The organism is Stenotrophomonas sp. SI-NJAU-1 (assembly GCF_020883215.1).
In the GTDB taxonomy this organism is placed as follows: domain Bacteria; phylum Pseudomonadota; class Gammaproteobacteria; order Xanthomonadales; family Xanthomonadaceae; genus Stenotrophomonas; species Stenotrophomonas indicatrix.
In genome coordinates, this window is the sequence record NZ_CP086598.1 from 646,812 (window position 1) to 662,978 (window position 16,167).

Sequence of the window (16,167 nt, forward strand, 5' to 3'; positions counted from 1 at the left end):
GTGTGGCGCGTGTGATCGGACGAACGTCCTTCGCTGCTGCGTTCCCCTGCATGTCTGCCGGTGAGCGTGCCCATGGCCGCTGAAGAGAGCTGCGCGTGACGGCGCCCCAACTTGCCATTGCCGGCATGCCGGCCGAATTCGTCGAAATGCGCGGTGGCAGCGTGTACTGGGTGGTTGCCGCCGGCAGCGCACCGGCCGATCTGCTCGGCGCCAGCGCATTGATCGGTGCGGGCGATCTGGATGACGTAGTGCTGGCGACGCTGGGGCGCGGCGTCGAGCCGATGTTGTCTCTGCTGACCCCCGAACAGGGCCCTGCACGGGTGCGCATGTTCCAGTGTTCGCACCAGGGCATGCAGCAGACCCTGCGCGGCCTTGCCGGGGACCTGCCCCGGGCATCGGGCGCGACAACACGCATGGCCGTTGTGCAGTTCCCGGTGGCCGCGCTGGACGGCTGGGACGATGCGCGCTTGTCGCGCTGGTGCCAGCACCTGCAGCAATGGGCGCAGCAGGCTGCGCAGGTTCTGTTGCTGCTGTGCCACGGAGAGGTGGCCACGGTCGCGCCACGTCTGCTGCCCTTGAACCGGAGCTGTGCCGGCGTGGCCCAGTTGCATCCGCACCGCGGTGCATTGCAGCTGCTGCTGCATTACTGGACCAACAGCCATGGGGTCGTCGCACAACGTGCCTTCACCGTGGAGCAGGTCGGTCAGCGTTTGCAGCGCGTGGTCGACCCCGAGGTCGAAGTACAGTCGGTGGCCGGGGAGGGCGGCAGCGACCGCGACCTGTTCCTGGCCCAGACCGATGTGCTGGAAGGTGCCCCGCCGTTGTCGTCGGCCTGGCGCCTGTATGAGGGCTGGGCTGGGCTGATGCCAGCCGCGCTGCAGGCACGCGAGGCCACGGTGGTGGTGGCCATCAGCGAAAACGCGCAGGTCGATGCCCTGGCGCGGTTGCTGCATCGCCTGCGGCGTGAGCGCGGCGATGCTGTGAAGCTGGTGGTGCGCGAACTGCAGCCCTGCCTGCGCTACGCCGACGAGCGGCTGCTGCTGCAGTGCGGTGGCAGTCTGGTGGTGCCTGCCCATACTCCGTTGCCTCGCCTGCTGACCTTGCTGGACACCGTGCAGCGGCAGCGTTGGCAGGGACAGTTGGCTGACGATCCGGAACCGTTGATCCGTGCGCACCGGCCGCCGTCGATCAGTGGCCAGGTCAGCGCATCGCGGTTCCGCCAGATCGCCAGTGAACGCATCGACCAGGACGGCAGCGCCGTGGAAAGTGCGGTACTGGCACTCCAGCCGGTGGCGGGGCTGCGCGCCGAGCAGACGCTGCAGCAGCTGCGCATCCGCCGCCAGGGCGACCTCGCCTGCGTGTACCGCGGGCAAGTTCGGCTGTTCCTGTTCGGTTGTCGCCGCGATGCCATCGAACAGGCGCTGGGCAATCTGTTCCGCCTGCCCTGGCGCGAGCTGTTCGATGGTTACCAGCGGTTGGCCGAATACGATATCGCGGCGATGAATGCCAGCGGCAGCGATCCGGACACCGAGCTGCTGCCGCCGCCTGTGGAACCGGCGGCAGCTGCGGCTGCCACGATCGTCGCAACGCCCTTCGCCACACCCACACCGTTGCGGCTCGGAGACGACGCATGACCACCGACCAGCAGCTGTGGACGTTGATCGTCGCCTGCGCGGTATTGATGATTCCGTTCGGCGCGATGCTGGGCGTGCTGTGGCGCGGCCTGCGCCGCCGCGTCGGCGGGTGGTTGCCGCCGCGCCACCTGCGCCGGGCGGGTGTGCGCCAGCGTGCACCGCGGAGGCCGGCATGAGTCCGCAGGCGCTGCCCGCATCGCCGTTCGCCTGGGCCGACCTGCGCGGCTGGAACCTGTATTTCCTGTCCAAGGTGGTGCTGGCCTGGATGGGCGCGCTGGACCTGAAGATCCTGCCCAATCTGCTGTTCCTGGGCGCGCTGCTGGTGCCGCTGCGCTGGCGCTGGGCGCGCATCGCGCGCACGGTGGTGGCTGTTCCCGTGGGCGTGGCGCTGTACTACCACGACACCTGGTGGCCGCCCTTCCAGCGATTGCTGGCGCAGCCGGGCGTGCTCGATTTCTCTGCCGACTACTGGCTGGAGCTGGCCCAGCGCTTCATCAACTGGCAGATGGTGGCGGTGCTGGCCCTGCTGCTGGTGGGCTATTACCTGCTGAAACCGTGGCTGCGCATCACCACCCTAAGCGTGCTGGGCATGCTCGGCATGGCGGTGGTCGCGCTGCCGCTGCCGGCAGACCTGGTCGCGCGACAGGGCCAGGCCGTGGCTGCCACGGGCAATACGGGCGGCGGCCGCGCGCCGCTGGCACCGGCCAGCAACGACAATCTCAACGCCTGGCTGGCAAGCTTCTACCAGCAGCAGTCGAGTTTGAAGACGGCCTTCCCGGCGCCGGCCAGCGGCGCGCCGTTCGACGTCATCATCCTCAACATCTGTTCGCTGGCCTGGAGCGACCTGGACGAAGTAGGACTGCGCCAGAACAATCTGCTCGACCGCATGGACGTGGTCTTCGACGATTTCAATTCGGCAACCGCCTACAGCGGGCCGGCGGCCATCCGCCTGCTGCGCGCCAGCTGCGGGCAGACTTCGCACACGGCGCTGTTCGATCCGGTACCGGCCGAGTGCCAGCTGTTCTCCAACCTGCAGCGCCTCGGCTTCCAGAGCGAGCTGGCCATGAATCACGACGGCCACTTCGACGATTTCATCGGCGAGCTGTCCAAGTACGGTGGCCTGCAGGCCAAGCCGATGGACATCAATCCACTGCCGCGCGCGCTGGTGGCGTTCGACAAGTCACCGTTGCGTCGCGATGGCGACGTGCTGAACAGCTGGTTCAAGCAACGCCAGGCCGAGTCAACCCAGCAGGTCGCGCTGTTCTACAACACGATCTCGCTGCACGACGGCAACCGCATCGTCGGCGCCGATGGTCGTGCCAACGCTGCCGACTACAAGGCGCGTGCGCAGATGGTGCTCGGTGACATGGCCGGCTTCGTCGACGCGGTGGAGAAGAGTGGGCGCCGCGCCATGATCGTGGTGGTACCCGAACACGGTGCCGCACTGCACGGCGATCGCATGCAGATCCCGGGCATGCGTGAAATCCCCAGCCCGTCGATCACCCACGTGCCGGTAGGCGTGAAGCTGGTCGGCATGGGGGCACCTGCTGCCGGTGGCCCGCGCCACATTCCCGAACCGAGCAGCTACCTGGCCATCTCCGAACTGGTGGCACGGGTCTACGCGCTCAACGCGCAGTCCCCGCCTGCCGACCGTGACTGGGACAGCCTGCTGAAGGGGCTGCCACGGACGCCATCGGTTTCCGAGAACGAAGGTGCCAAGGTCATCGACTACGACGGCAAGCCGTGGCTGCAGTTGCAGGGCAGCCAGGCCTGGAGCCCTTACCCCGAGGACAAACGCTGATGGCTGCCGACATCCTCGCGGTGCCCACTACGCTGTCGGTCGAGGAAGACGACATCGACCTGCTGCGGCGCAGCCTGAACATGCCGGAGATGCCCTACGTGGACTTTTCGGCGCAGCGCGAGCGCGCGCACGCGTTGGCACGCTGGCCGCTGCTGGCGGAACTGGAGCAGCAGCCATGAGCACCCTGTTGTCTCTGCAGGGCGTGCATGGCGGCACCGGGGTAACCACCGTGCTGGCGGCGCTGGGCCAGGCCCTGCACGCGCAGGGCCAGCGCGTGCTGCTGGTCGAATGCAGCCCGGACCAGATGCTGGGCCTGCACCTGGGCCTGCCCGCGAAGGAAGCGGGCGGTTGGGCGCGCGCCCAGCTTGACGGAGGCGACTGGCGCGCGGCGGCCTTTGCCTGTGCGCCGGGCCTGGCCGTGCTTCCTTATGGCCGCGTCGATGACGCCGAGGCACTGCACATTGAGCAGCAGCTGCAGGCTGCGCCGGCAACCTGGGCCGAACGCATGCCGCTGTTGGCAGCGCAGTTCGACTGGGTGATGTTCGACCTGCCACAGCGGCTGCCGGCCCACGTGGCCGCGATCAACCAGCATGCTGCTTGCACCTTGCCGCTTCGCCTGGCCTGTGTCGATCCGGCCAACCATGTGGTGCTGCAACGGCACAGTGACGACGTACGCCGTGTGCTGGCCAACCGCTACGATCCTGCCGTGCCGGTACAGCGCGACCTGATGCAGTTGTGGTTGCACTCGCATGCTGCGCTCCTGTTGCCGCAACCGTTGCATGAGGATGCGCGGGTACCGGCGGCGTTGGCCAGCAAGCAGCCGCTGGGCCGCTATGCGGCCGATTCGCTGGCCGCCGCTGATATCGATGGTCTGGCGCTGTGGTGCCTGGCCGAGTCGGCCCGGCGGCAGGCGGAGGGCGCGCACCGATGAGCGCGCGGGTCTATTACCTGCATTGGAGCCGCCTGCGTGATCGGGTCCATGCGCCGTGGGCGACCTGCCTGGTGCTATGGCTGCTGCAGGCCATCGGCTGGGCGTTCCTGCGCCTGGAAGCCCCGTCCTGGCAGGCATTGGCACCGCGCCTGCGCAGCGCCTTCCCGCAGTTGCAGGGTGACCGTCGCTGGCGCCCCGGCGACCCGATCCGCTTGCTGATCCAGGCGCTCTGGTTGTCGATCGTGCGCCTGGTGCCGCGCCCTTCGCAGCGCCGGCAACGCTTGGCGCGCGCGCGCCGGCAACGCATCGCCGAGCTGCGCGGCGCCGCCGGGCGTGGCCACCTGCGCTACGTGCGCGCAATGCGCGATGCACCCAACGAGGTCTGGAACAGCCGCTTCATGGCCTGGATCAGCCAGCGCCTGCAGGGGCTGTCGCCGCGTACGCGCAATCTGCTGACCTTCCTGGTCGGCCTGGTCACGCTGGGCCTGGCCGTGCTGTGCATCACCCAGCCGTTCACCTACTTCGCGCAGTTCGTGTTCGTGCTGCTGCTGTGGGTCATCGCCCTGCTGGTGCGGCGCATGCAGGGGCGCTACGCCACCCTGGTGCTGGTGGTGCTGTCGATCACCGTGTCCTGCCGCTACCTGTGGTGGCGCTATACGGCCACGTTGAACTGGAACAGCACCTTCGACCTGATCTGCGGGCTGGTGCTGTTGGCTGCGGAAACCTACTCGTGGCTGGTGCTGATGCTGGGGTATGTGCAGGTGGCCTGGCCGCTGCGCCGTCGCCCGGCGCCGCTGCCCGCCGATGTCCAGCAGTGGCCGACGGTGGATGTGCTCATTCCCACCTACAACGAAGACCTGGCCCTGGTGCGGCACACCGTGTACGCGGCAATGGGCCTGGACTGGCCGGCCGACAAGCTGCGCATCCACATTCTCGACGACGGCAGGCGCGAAGAGTTCCGCGCCTTCGCCGAACGTACCGGAGTGAACTACATCACCCGCACCGACAACCGACACGCCAAGGCGGGCAACCTCAACCACGCCCTGACCCTGATCGATGGCGAACTGGTGGCGATCTTCGACAGTGATCATCTGCCGGTGCGTTCGTTCCTGCAGGTCTCGTGCGGCTGGTTCCTGCGCGACCCGAAGCTGGCGCTGGTACAGACGCCGCACCACTTCTTCTCGGCCGATCCGTTCGAGCGCAACCTGCAGGTATTCCGCAGCGACCCCAACGAGGGCGAGCTGTTCTACGGTCTGGTGCAGGATGGCAACGACCTGTGGAACGCGGCCTTCTTCTGTGGTTCCTGCGCGGTGCTGCGCCGCGAGGCGATCGATGCCATTGGCGGCTTTGCCACCGAGACCGTCACCGAAGATGCGCATACTGCGCTGCGCCTGCACCGCAACGGCTGGAACTCGGCGTACCTGCGTATCCCGCAGGCGGCTGGCCTGGCCACCGACAGCCTGGGAGCGCATGTCAACCAGCGCATCCGCTGGGCGCGCGGCATGGTGCAGATCTTCCGCATCGACAATCCGCTGATCGGCAAGGGCCTGAGCCTGTTCCAGCGCTTCTGCTACGCCAATGCGATGCTGCACTTCCTCGCCGGCATTCCACGTCTGGTGTTCCTCACCGCGCCGCTGGCGTTCCTGCTGCTGCACGTCTACATCATCTATGCGCCAGCGCTGGCCATCCTGTTGTTCGTGGTGCCGCACATGGCCCACGCCAGCCTTACCAACGCACGCATCCAGGGCAAGTATCGGCGGCCCTTCTGGGGCGAGGTCTACGAGACCGTGCTGGCCTGGTACATCGCACGGCCGACCACCATCGCGTTGTTCAGCCCGCGGCGCGGCAAGTTCAACGTCACCGACAAGGGCGGCACCCAGGCCGGTGACCGTTTCGACTGGCGTGTGGCACGGCCATACCTGGTGCTGGCACTGTTGAACGTGCTGGGCCTGTGCTTTGCGGTCTGGCGCTTCATGCACGGCCCGGCTGATGAACGCGGTACCGTGGTCGTCAGCTCGCTGTGGGTGCTGTACAACCTGCTGATCATCGGTGGCGCGCTGGCCGTGGCCGCCGAGGTGCAGCAGGTGCGCCGCACCCATCGCGTGACGACACGCTTGCCGATGGCCCTGCAGGTTCCCGATGGTCGCCGCCTGCGTGGCGTCATGCAGGATTACTCCAACGACGGTGTCGGCATCGAGCTGGGCGACGACCCGCAGCTGCTTGAGGGGCAACCGGTGCAGGTGCTGCTGGGCCGGGGCCGCCGCGAGTTTGCGTTCCCCGCACGGGTGCAGCGCAGCGTTGGCCATCGCCTCGGCCTGCTGTTGACGTTCGAGAATGAACGCCAGCGCGTGGAATTTGCCCAGTGCACCTTCGCCCGCGCCGATGCGTGGCTCGACTGGCACGCCGGCTACCAGCCCAAGAGCCTGCCACGCAGCCTGTGGAGCGTGCTGGTGCTGGGTTGGCGCGGTTACCGGCGGATGGGCGACTTCACTCCGTTCGACCTTGACCGTCCCGCGCACTGGAACCGTCGCCTGCTGCGCTGGCTGGCCAGTTTCGCCCCGCAACGTCCGCTTCCATCCCACCCGGCTGACCCAGCCGCTGATCCAGGGCTTCGTCCATGAGCATTCCGTCCTCTCTGCGCTGGCTGCTGCTGCCTCTGCTGGCCTTGCCTGTGGCCTCGGGCAACAGTGCGCCGGCCCCGGCACGCATGCCGACCACCGGTTCCACCCCGGACGCACCGGCTGCCCAGGTCGCCGTACCGACCCCGGTGGCGGCTGCAGCGGTTCCTGCGCAGCGCAGTGAAGCTGCACTGCCGCAGACCTGGGCGGGTAGTGCCTGGCCCTGGCAACGCGAAAGTACCTTCGCCCAGTTGGGTCGTCGCCAGGACACGCTGTTGTCGGGCGTGCGCAACGCGACCACCTTCGAATTCCAGGTGCGCCGCGACCGGCTCGCGCGCGAGGCCGAACTGGACCTGAGCTTCACACCGTCGCCGTCGCTGCTGCCGACCCTGTCGCACCTGCGGGTCTATCTCAACGATGCGTTGATGGGCGTGGTGCCGATCAGCAACGAGCAGCTTGGCCGCCCGGTGCAGGCCAAGCTGCCGCTGGATGCGCGCCTGATCGCAGACTTCAACCAGGTGCGGCTGGAGTTTGTCGGCCATTACACCGACATCTGCGAAGAGCCCACCCACAGTTCGCTGTGGGTGAACCTGTCCAGCAACAGCACCTTGCGCCTGGGCGGACAGTTGCTGGCGATGCAGGATGACCTGGCCAACTTCCCGTTGCCGTTCTTCGATCCGCGCGACACCGCGCGCCTGGAGCTGCCGGTGGTGTTCGGTGCCGCACCGACGCTGGCCCAGCAACGCGCCGGTGCGGTGATGGCCTCTTACTTCGGCAGCCTGGCCGGCTGGTGGCGGCAGGCGCGCTTCCCGGTCAGCTTCGGCCAACTGCCGGCGCAGGGCCATGCCGTGGTGCTGGCAGTCAATGGCAAGTTCCCGCCGGTGATCGCCAACCATGCACCGGTGAAGGGCCCAGTGGTGGAACTGATGGCGCTGCCGGAGGATCCGCAGCGCAAGCTGCTGCTGGTGCTGGGCCGCAACGATGACGATCTGCAGAAGGCGGTGGCGGCGATGGCGGCGGGCAACGCGTTGTTCCGTGGCCGCCAGGTCAGCATCGACGAGGTCAAACCGTTGGCCCCGCGCAAGCCGTACGATGCACCGAACTGGGTGCGCACCGACCGGGCCGTGCGCCTGGCCGAACTGCTCGACTACCCGCAGCAGCTGCACGCCAACGGCGTGTCGCCGCAGCCGATCACGGTCAACCTCAACCTGCCGCCGGATCTTTTCATCTGGCGCAACCAGGGCATTCCGCTGAACCTGCGTTACCGCTACACGCCACCGTTCGGCAGCGATGAATCACGATTGGGCGTAGCGATCAACGACCAGTTCATTTCCAGCTTCCCGCTGGTACGCCGCAACGGCAAGCAGGGCCTGGAGGAAATCCGCCTGCCGGTGCTGGCCGGCGACGCCGGTGCCGACGACGGTCGCCTGCTGATTCCCTCGCTCAAGCTGGGTGACCGCAACCAGCTGCGCTTTGATTTCAACTTTGCCAGCGTGATGGGCAGTGCCCAGCGCGACCACTGCCAGACCGTGCTGCCGCCGAACCTGCAGGCGGCGATCGAAGAAGATTCGACCATCGACTTCTCCGGTTTCCACCACTACATGGGCCTGCCGGACCTGTCTGCATTCGCGCTCAGCGGTTTCCCCTTCAGCCGCATGGCCGATCTGTCCGAGACGGTGGTGCTGGTGCCGGCAACGGCAAGCGAGTCGCAGGTCAGCCTGCTGTTGAACCTGGTGGGCGGCCTGGGCGTACAGACGGGGTACCCGGCCTATGGCCTGCGCCTGTCCGACGACTGGAAGCAGGCCAGCGCACTGGATGCCGACCTGCTGATGCTGGGTGCAATGCCGGCAGAGCTGCGCGGCAGCGATCAGTTGTCGCTGCTGATCGATGACCAGCGCACGCGCCTGCTCAATGGCCAGTCACCGTCGCCGCAGCTGGCGATGGAGCAGGCCCGTCGCGGCAGCCGTGCCGGTGATCCGGCAGTTACCCAGGTGGCGGTCACCGCCGAAGCGCCCTTCGCGGCGATCATCGGCCTGCAGTCGCCGCATCATGCGCAGCGCAGCATCGTCTCGCTGGCGGCCAGCAATGCCGCCGACTACGGCCTGCTCGACGACGCCCTCAGCGATACCGGCAAGCGCCAGGCGATCGCCGGTTCGGTGGCGATCCTGCGCAGTTCGGGCATCCACAGCCAGTTCGTCGGCGACCATTACTACGTTGGCGCGCTGCCGTGGTGGCTGCTGCTCTGGTACCACCTGGCCGACCATCCGGCACTGCTGGCGGTGCTGGCCACGGTGGTGGTGCTGATGGTGGCATTCCTGTTCTGGCGTGTGCTGCGCTGGGTGGCAGCCAAGCGGCTGGATCCGGGGCACTGATTGATGGTGCGTATGCCGCCGTCGCTGGTCGCCGCCTCCGGCCTGGTCCTGATCGGGCTGGCTGGCCCGTGCGCGGCGCAGGCGCTGCCTGCCACGCCCGGCGGTACTGTCGCCGAGCAGCGGCAATGGCTGCTGCAGCAGGTGCGCATCGGCGAGGCCAGCGGCCGTCAGGGGCTGATCGAAGATGCCCTGGCCCGGCTGCGCATGCTGGCGCCGGACGACCGCAGCACCCTGGTGGCGATCCTGGAGGTGCAGCTGTCGCAGCAGAAGATGGAAGATGCCGATGCGACCCTGCAGCGGCTGCGCCAGCTCGGCGCCGGCAGCCGCGAACTGGCCGCCGGTGAGCGCCTGTGGCGCGCGTATCGCGGCGACCTGCAGCAGGACCTGCAGCAGGCACGCCTGTTCGCCGCCGGTGGTCGCAGCGACGAAGCGTTGGCGATCTACCGCCGTCTGTTCAACGACGATCCACCGGGGCTGCAGCTGGGCCTGGAGTACTGGCGCCTGCGCGGCACGCAGGCCAGCGGGCGCGACGCCGCGATCCGCGAGCTGGCCGCGCTGGACCGCAGTTACCCCGGCAACACCACCCTTCTGCAGACGCTGTCGCAGCTGTTGTTCGCAGCCGGGCGTGATGCCGATGCGCTGGCGGCGCTGCAGCGCATGGGGCGCAATCCGGAAGCGCGCGCGCTGGCGGCCGATGCCGAATGGGGCTACCTGCAGGACCAGCCTGCCGACGAGCGCAACGTGCGCCGCCTGCAGGAATTCATCACCCGCAACCCCACCTTCAGCGACATCGCGCTGGTGCGCGAACGCTATGCCGAACAGCACAAGCGGGTAAGCGATCCCTCCTGGCGCGCTGGCCTGCGTGGCCAGCAGCTGCTCGACGCCGGTCGCAATGCAGAGGCCGAGCGCGCTTTCCTGCAATCGCTGCGCGGCTATCCGCGCGAAGCGGAGTTCCTCGGTGGGCTGGGCATGGCCCTGATGCGGCAGGGGCACCGCGAGCAGGCCATCGCCTATTTCCAGCGTGCCGTGCAGGCCACTCCCGCAGGCGATACCAGCGACAGATGGCGCGACCTGATCACCAGCACCCGCTATTGGTTGCTGCTGGACCAGGCTGATGCCGCGCTGGCCGCTGCCAGGCTCGATGACGCTCAGGCGCTGTATTCGCAGGCGCGCCGGCAGCAACCGCGCGAGATAAACGCCATCCTCGGCCTGGTCGATGTCGCGGTGGCGCGTGGCGACGATGAAGCCGCCGAGCGGCAGCTGCAGGCCGCGCGGCGGATCGCCCCGCGCGATGCCAATGTGATCCGCAAGCTGGTGCAGCTGTATGGCCGTACCGACCCGCAGCGTCTGGAATCCTTCATCAACGCCTTGCCTGCAGCGCAGCGCACCCTGTACGCCGAAGACCTGCGCCAGCTGCGGATCAGCCGGCTGCGTGAGCGTCGCGAGCAGGCGTTGGCCGCTGGTGATGCCGATGCGGCCATCACGTTGGGGCGTGAGCTGCGCCGCGAACTGCCCGGCGATGCCTGGCTGGCGTATGCGCTGGGCAATGAACTGCGGGCGGCCGGCAAGCTGGACGAAGCAGATGCGGTGGTTGCCGATATGGCCGCGCGCAATGCCGGCATCGAAGCGCGTTACGCGCAGGCGCTGTACCTGTCCGGCTCCGATCGCCTGCCACAGGCGCTGGCCGTGCTGGAAGGCGTGCCGCGTGCGCAGTGGGACGATGACATGCGCGCCTTGTCAGAACGCCTGCAGCGCCAGCAGCTGATCGATCATCTGTGGGAACTGCGCGCGCAAGGCCGGGAAGCAGAAGCCATTGCCCTGCTGCAGCAACAGCCGCCCAGCGCGGACAACCAGCTGATCCTGGCCGAGTGGGCACGCCTGCGCGATGATCATGCACAGGCGCTGCACTACTACCAGCAGGTGCTGGCAGTGCAGCCGGACAATCTCGATGCGCAGCTGGGGCGGCTGCAGGCCTGGATCGGCACCGGCGACCTGGTCAGTGCCCGTCGGCAGATGCACGACGCGCCCCCCGTGGTGGCCGATGATGCGATCGGCCAGCAACGCCAGTTGGCGACCATCTGGACCGACCTGCATGAAGACGCCAAGGCGCTGCAGATCCTGCGCGCGCTGCTTGCCCGCAAGAGCGCACCGGACGCCCAGTCCTGGCGCGATGCGGCGCGTCTTGTACGGCGCGAAGATCCGCAGCAGGCGCTGGACATGTACGCACGGGCGATGGCCGACAATGGCCTGATCGCACCGTCGCAGGCGCAGCCGCGCGACAACCGCGCGTTGACCCTGGCCAGTCGCGAAACCGCCGGCGACGACTGGTTGCGGCGCAGCCTGCGCAGCGACGTGGAAACCCTGTACCAGCAGGAAAACCCGACGCTGACCGTGATGCAGGATTCCGGCCGTCGCAGCGACGGCACACCTGGCATCTCGAAACTGACACGCGATACCCGCATTGCCCATCTCGATGCACCGTTTGCCGGTGGCCTGGGCTGGGCGCGCATCGAGCAGGTGCATTTCGATGCAGGCCGTTTCCAGACCGATGCCGATGGCACCTACAGCGACGATTTCGGCAGCTGCGACCTGGGCCTGCTGCAGGCCGACGGCACGCAGCTGCAGGCGCCGGGCTGCACCCGCTACGTACACCAGCGGCGCAGTTCGGGTGCCGGCTTTGCCGTCGGCTGGCGCACCCTGGATGATCGCTGGAATTTCGATATCGGCCATTCGCCGTCCAACTACGTGGTGGGCAACTGGCTGGGCGGCGTCACTCTCAATGGCGACCTCGGCCGGCTGGGCTGGGGAGCGACCGTATCGCGGCGGCCGATGACCAATTCGCTGCTGTCGCAGGCTGGCGCGATCGATCCACGCAGCGGCATTGCCTGGGGCGGTGTCACCGCCAATGGCGTGACCTTCAGCCTCGGCTACGACGAAGGCGGGCGCAACGGCGTGTGGTCGAACTGGAGCTGGCACCAGCTCATCGGTCACAACGTGGTGGACAACACCCGCGCGCGGGCGATGGTCGGTTGGTACCACAAGCTGATCCAACGCCCGGACATGCGCCTGGACGTGGGAACCACCGCGATGTATTGGCGCTACCAGAAGGACCTGGGCGGCTATTCGCTGGGGCAGGGCGGCTACTACAGCCCGCAGCGCTACGCGTCATTGAGCCTGCCGGTGGGCTTCGCCTGGCGCAACGACGACTGGTCGGTGCGCGTTGATGGTTCGGTCAGTGTCTCCAATGCACGCACCCGCTCGATCAGCCGCTTCCCCGACGAGGCCCTCATCCAGCGGGTCATCGCACAGCTGGAACCGCAGTACGGTCCGCTGCAACTGGACCCGGATGGCCTGTACACCACCGATGGCAGCAGTACCGGTACGGGCTATCGCCTGTACGCAGCAGTAGAGCGGCGCCTGGGTGATCACGTCGTGCTGGGGGCGGCCGGTACCCTGCAGCGCAGCCGCGATTTTTCGCCGAACACCTTCCAGCTGTACCTGCGCTATTCCTTCAGACCGTGGCAGGGAAACCTGCCCTTGCCCGTCTCTCCGCTGGTGCCGTATGGCGAATTCCGCTGACCTGCAACGCCGCCGTCTGCTGCAGGCGACAGTCCTGCTGCCGCTGCTGGGCAGCGCCGGTGTTGGCGCGGTCACCACAGCATCGCGCTGGCCGGCCTGGCAGGTGCTGCAGGACAGCAGCCTGAGCCGCGATGGGCGCATGATCGACCGCAGCCAGGACGATCAGCGCAGCACATCGGAGGGCCAGTCCTATGCATTGTTCTTCGCGCTGGTCGACAACGATCCTGCACTGTTCGACCGCATCCTGGCCTGGACGCAGGACAACCTCGCAGGCGGTGACATGGCCGCGCGCCTGCCAGGCTGGTTGTGGGGGCAGGGCAAGGAAGGCTGGCGCCTGCTGGACGACAATCCTGCATCCGATTCGGACCTGTGGCTCGCCTACGCACTGCTGGAAGCTGCACGCCTGTGGCGCCGCCCCGCGCTGCAGGCCATCGCCGAAGGCATGCTGGCACAGGTGCGTGCGCGCGAAATCGTGCAGATACCCACGCTGGGGCCGATGCTGCTGCCGGGGCCGCAGGGATTCATCGAAGACGGCGCCACCCGGGTCAATCCGAGCTACCTGCCGCTGCCGTTGCTGCGGCGATTCGCAGGGGTTGATCGAAGCGGCCCCTGGCAGGCGCTGGCCGACAACACCGTGGCCCTGCTGCAGCAGACCAGTCCGCATGGGTTCGCGCCGGACTGGGCCGCGTGGAAGGATGGCAGCTTCATCGTCGATCCCGTGAAGGGGGCTGTGGGGGGGTACGACGCCATCCGCTGCTACACCTGGGCCGGCATGACCGCGCCGCGCGATCCCTTGTTCCGTCGCCAGCTCAGTGCGCTGTCCGGCCCGTTGCAGCGCCTGCGCAGCGGTGCGCCGATGTGGGAAAAAATAGACACGCGCACCGGCAAAGGGCAGGGCGAGGGCAATTATGGGTTCCGTGCCGCACTGCTGCCCTACCTGCTGGCGCAGGGGGAAAAATCCCGTGCTGCGGCGTTGCTGGAAAGCCTGCCCAGCGCCGAGCAGCAGCGCGCCGACGAGCCCGCGTACTACTCGCAGGTGCTCACCCTGTTTGGTCGCGGCTGGGCCGAAGGCCGCTGGCGTTTCGCTGCCGACGGACGCCTGCAGCCGCGCTGGTGATGCAACGGCCGGGCGATGCCCGGCGGGCCCTTCAACAGGCGATCACTCCAGCGCGTAACGCAGCACGAACAGCACCGCCACCAGCCACACCGCCGGGTGCACCTCGCGCCAGCGGCCGGTGCCGGCCTTCAGCGCGGCATAGGCAATGAAGCCGAAGGCCAGGCCGTTGGCGATGGAATAGGTGAACGGCATCGCCAGCGCACACAGCGCGGCGGGTACGGATTCGGTCAGGTCACTCCAGTCCACTTCCACCAGTTCGCGCAGCATCAGTCCGGCTACGAACAGCAGGGCCGGCGCGGTGGCATAGCCGGGCACCATTGCCGCCAGCGGCGAGAACAACAGCGCGGCCAGGAACAACGCAGCGACCACCAGTGCGGTCAAACCGGTACGGCCACCCACCTGCACGCCCGAGGCGCTTTCGGCGAAGGCGGTGGTACTGCTGGTGCCCAGCAGCGAGCCGGCCACGATCGCCGTGCTGTCGGCCAGCAGCGCGCGCCCGAACCGCTTCTGCGCACCCGGCAGTTTCAGCAGGCCGGCACGGCCGACCACGCCATACAACGTGCCGGTGGCATCGAACACTTCCACCAGCACGAACACCAGCACCACCTGCAGCAGCACGGCGATCGGCGCGCCGCCGTTGTGGTGCAGCAGGCCAGGCAGGTCCAGCTGCAGGAAGGTCGGCGCCAGGCTCGGCGGCAATGACACCAGCCCGTGGTACTGCAGATCGCCCAACGCCCAGCCGGCCGCGGTCACCGCCAGGATGCCGATCAGGATCGCACCGCGCACACGCCGCGCTTCCAGGATCGCAATCAGCAGGAAGCCGCCCAGTGCCAGCAGCGGCGGCGCGGTATTGAGCGGGCCCAGCGCGACCAGCGTGTCCTCGTTGCCGATGATCACCCCGGATTTCTGCAGCGCGATGATGGCCAGGAACAGGCCGATGCCGGCCACGATCGCCGACCGCAACGACGCCGGGATGCCCGACACCAGCCACGCGCGCACGCCGGTCAGCGACAGCACCAGGAACACCAGGCCGGAAATGAACACCGCCGCCAGCGCCTGCTGCCAGGGCAGGCCGGCCGCGCCGACCACGGTGAAGGCGAAGAACGCATTCAAGCCCATGCCCGGGGCCATGCCCACCGGGAAGTTGGCCGCCAGCGCCATCACCACCGAGCCCAGCGCCGCGGCCAGGCAGGTGGCCACGAACACCGCACCGGCGTCCATGCCGGTGGTGCCCAGGATCTCGGGATTGACGAAGACGATGTAGGACATCGTCAGGAAGGTGGTGACACCGGCCAGCAGTTCGGTGCGCACGGTGGTGCCGTGCTGCTGCAGCTGGAACAGGCGTTCGAACAGGGACATCGCAGATCTCTCGTACCTGCGCGCCCTGCCGCCCGAAGGACCGGCGGGTGCGTCGCCAGGCGGTTAGAAGTGGTAGTTCAACTTCAGCGTAACGCTGCTGTAGTTGGTATGGAAGCTGCGTCGCGCCGCAGCCGGGTAGTTGGGATCTTCCAGGTAAACCGGGCTGGAGCCCAGATGGGTGTAACGGTACTCCGCACCCGCCGAAAGCTGGTCGCTGAAGCGGTACAGCACGCCCGCGCCGACGTTCGCGCCGGTGGATACATGGGACGCGCGGGTTTCGAATTCGGCCACGCGGCAGCCATTGGTGGCCTCCACCAGCGACTTGTCGCAGCCCAGCGAAAACTCCTGGCGGGCCACGCTCACGCCGGCGCTGACGTACGGCAGCCACTGGCCCGCCGCGTAACCCAGCGTCAGGTTGACTGCGCCCGAACGGGTCACCGCATCCTTGCCGTAGTAAGGGCTGTACTGGTGGTTGTCGCGGTCCTTCCACTCCTGGGTGATGTTGCCGAAGGAAAGGGTGCCTTCGATCCCGGCAACTACATTGTTGTCGAACTGCCAGTTGCGGCCGACCTGCAGCCCGCCAGCGAAGCCACGGATGCTTTTTTCAGAGGCATTGGCGTTGCTGCGGTCCTGGCTGTGGCCTTCGCCATGGCTGGCATGGGCACCCAGGTAGATGCCTTCCCAGTTCGCCGGCGCGGCCGCGGCAGTGCCCGACAGCAGCAGCGCTGCCGTGGTGGAGATCAGTGCTTTCATGGT

At 67.8% G+C, this 16,167-nt stretch carries 11 protein-coding genes; 9 read left to right on the forward strand and 2 right to left on the reverse strand.

Going from position 1 to position 16,167, the window contains the following annotated elements; all coding sequences use genetic code 11:
* The first annotated feature begins 95 nt into the window (after positions 1–95).
* The 9 genes from LMF57_RS02850 to bcsZ are packed head-to-tail and all read left to right on the forward strand — an operon-like array spanning position 96 to position 14,052.
* Entirely contained in the window at positions 96–1,634 is a 1,539-nt protein-coding gene (locus LMF57_RS02850) for a BcsE family c-di-GMP-binding protein (protein ID WP_132825981.1), read from the forward strand.
* A complete protein-coding gene (bcsF, locus tag LMF57_RS02855; RefSeq protein ID WP_025876682.1) occupies positions 1,631–1,810 on the forward strand; it encodes a cellulose biosynthesis protein BcsF in 180 nt (59 codons plus the stop codon). The genes LMF57_RS02850 and bcsF overlap by 4 nt, the downstream gene beginning before the upstream one ends.
* The gene (gene bcsG, locus LMF57_RS02860) at positions 1,807–3,435 is read left to right on the forward strand and encodes a cellulose biosynthesis protein BcsG (protein WP_132825980.1); all 1,629 of its coding nucleotides are present in this window, start codon (positions 1,807–1,809) and stop codon (positions 3,433–3,435) included. Before bcsF ends, bcsG begins: the two co-directional genes overlap by 4 nt.
* Positions 3,435–3,614, forward strand: coding sequence for a cellulose biosynthesis protein BcsR (gene bcsR / locus LMF57_RS02865; RefSeq protein WP_117309509.1), 180 nt, complete (start codon positions 3,435–3,437; stop codon positions 3,612–3,614). Before bcsG ends, bcsR begins: the two co-directional genes overlap by 1 nt.
* Positions 3,611–4,366, forward strand: a complete 756-nt coding sequence (gene bcsQ / locus LMF57_RS02870; protein WP_117309510.1) for a cellulose biosynthesis protein BcsQ — start codon at positions 3,611–3,613, stop codon at positions 4,364–4,366. The genes bcsR and bcsQ overlap by 4 nt, the downstream gene beginning before the upstream one ends.
* Positions 4,363–6,987 carry a UDP-forming cellulose synthase catalytic subunit gene (bcsA, locus tag LMF57_RS02875; RefSeq protein WP_229290742.1) on the forward strand — a complete coding sequence of 875 codons (2,625 nt, stop codon included), beginning with the start codon at positions 4,363–4,365 and terminating at the stop codon, positions 6,985–6,987. The genes bcsQ and bcsA overlap by 4 nt, the downstream gene beginning before the upstream one ends.
* A complete protein-coding gene (gene bcsB / locus LMF57_RS02880) occupies positions 6,984–9,356 on the forward strand; it encodes a cellulose biosynthesis cyclic di-GMP-binding regulatory protein BcsB (RefSeq protein ID WP_229290745.1) in 2,373 nt (790 codons plus the stop codon). The genes bcsA and bcsB overlap by 4 nt, the downstream gene beginning before the upstream one ends.
* A 3-nt stretch (positions 9,357–9,359) precedes the next feature.
* Positions 9,360–12,935 carry a cellulose synthase complex outer membrane protein BcsC gene (bcsC, locus tag LMF57_RS02885; RefSeq protein WP_229290747.1) on the forward strand — a complete coding sequence of 1,192 codons (3,576 nt, stop codon included), beginning with the start codon at positions 9,360–9,362 and terminating at the stop codon, positions 12,933–12,935.
* Complete coding sequence (bcsZ, locus tag LMF57_RS02890) at positions 12,919–14,052, forward strand: cellulose synthase complex periplasmic endoglucanase BcsZ (protein ID WP_229290748.1); 1,134 nt, start codon at positions 12,919–12,921, stop codon at positions 14,050–14,052. Before bcsC ends, bcsZ begins: the two co-directional genes overlap by 17 nt.
* Before the next feature lie 42 nt (positions 14,053–14,094).
* Here the strand turns inward: bcsZ and LMF57_RS02895 are convergent, their stop codons facing one another.
* Together LMF57_RS02895 and LMF57_RS02900 are read right to left on the reverse strand one after the other, a co-directional pair.
* Positions 14,095–15,411, reverse strand: coding sequence for an NCS2 family permease (locus LMF57_RS02895; protein ID WP_025876668.1), 1,317 nt, complete (start codon positions 15,409–15,411; stop codon positions 14,095–14,097).
* Between the two features lie 63 nt (positions 15,412–15,474).
* Positions 15,475–16,164, reverse strand: coding sequence for an outer membrane beta-barrel protein (locus tag LMF57_RS02900; RefSeq protein WP_117309514.1), 690 nt, complete (start codon positions 16,162–16,164; stop codon positions 15,475–15,477).
* Positions 16,165–16,167: the final 3 nt, after the last annotated feature.

Excerpts from the sequence above, each read along its gene's own strand:
- bcsR (WP_117309509.1), top strand. The coding sequence starts at position 3,435 with ATGGCTGCCGACATCCTCGCGGTGCCCACTACGCTGTCGGTCGAGGAA.
- bcsC (WP_229290747.1), top strand. The coding sequence starts at position 9,360 with ATGGTGCGTATGCCGCCGTCGCTGGTCGCCGCCTCCGGCCTGGTCCTG.
- bcsZ (WP_229290748.1), top strand. The coding sequence starts at position 12,919 with ATGGCGAATTCCGCTGACCTGCAACGCCGCCGTCTGCTGCAGGCGACA.
- bcsG (WP_132825980.1), top strand. The coding sequence starts at position 1,807 with ATGAGTCCGCAGGCGCTGCCCGCATCGCCGTTCGCCTGGGCCGACCTG.
- LMF57_RS02895 (WP_025876668.1), bottom strand. The coding sequence starts at position 15,411 with ATGTCCCTGTTCGAACGCCTGTTCCAGCTGCAGCAGCACGGCACCACC.
- LMF57_RS02900 (WP_117309514.1), bottom strand. The coding sequence starts at position 16,164 with ATGAAAGCACTGATCTCCACCACGGCAGCGCTGCTGCTGTCGGGCACT.
- bcsQ (WP_117309510.1), top strand. The coding sequence starts at position 3,611 with ATGAGCACCCTGTTGTCTCTGCAGGGCGTGCATGGCGGCACCGGGGTA.
- bcsA (WP_229290742.1), top strand. The coding sequence starts at position 4,363 with ATGAGCGCGCGGGTCTATTACCTGCATTGGAGCCGCCTGCGTGATCGG.
- bcsB (WP_229290745.1), top strand. The coding sequence starts at position 6,984 with ATGAGCATTCCGTCCTCTCTGCGCTGGCTGCTGCTGCCTCTGCTGGCC.
- bcsF (WP_025876682.1), top strand. The coding sequence starts at position 1,631 with ATGACCACCGACCAGCAGCTGTGGACGTTGATCGTCGCCTGCGCGGTA.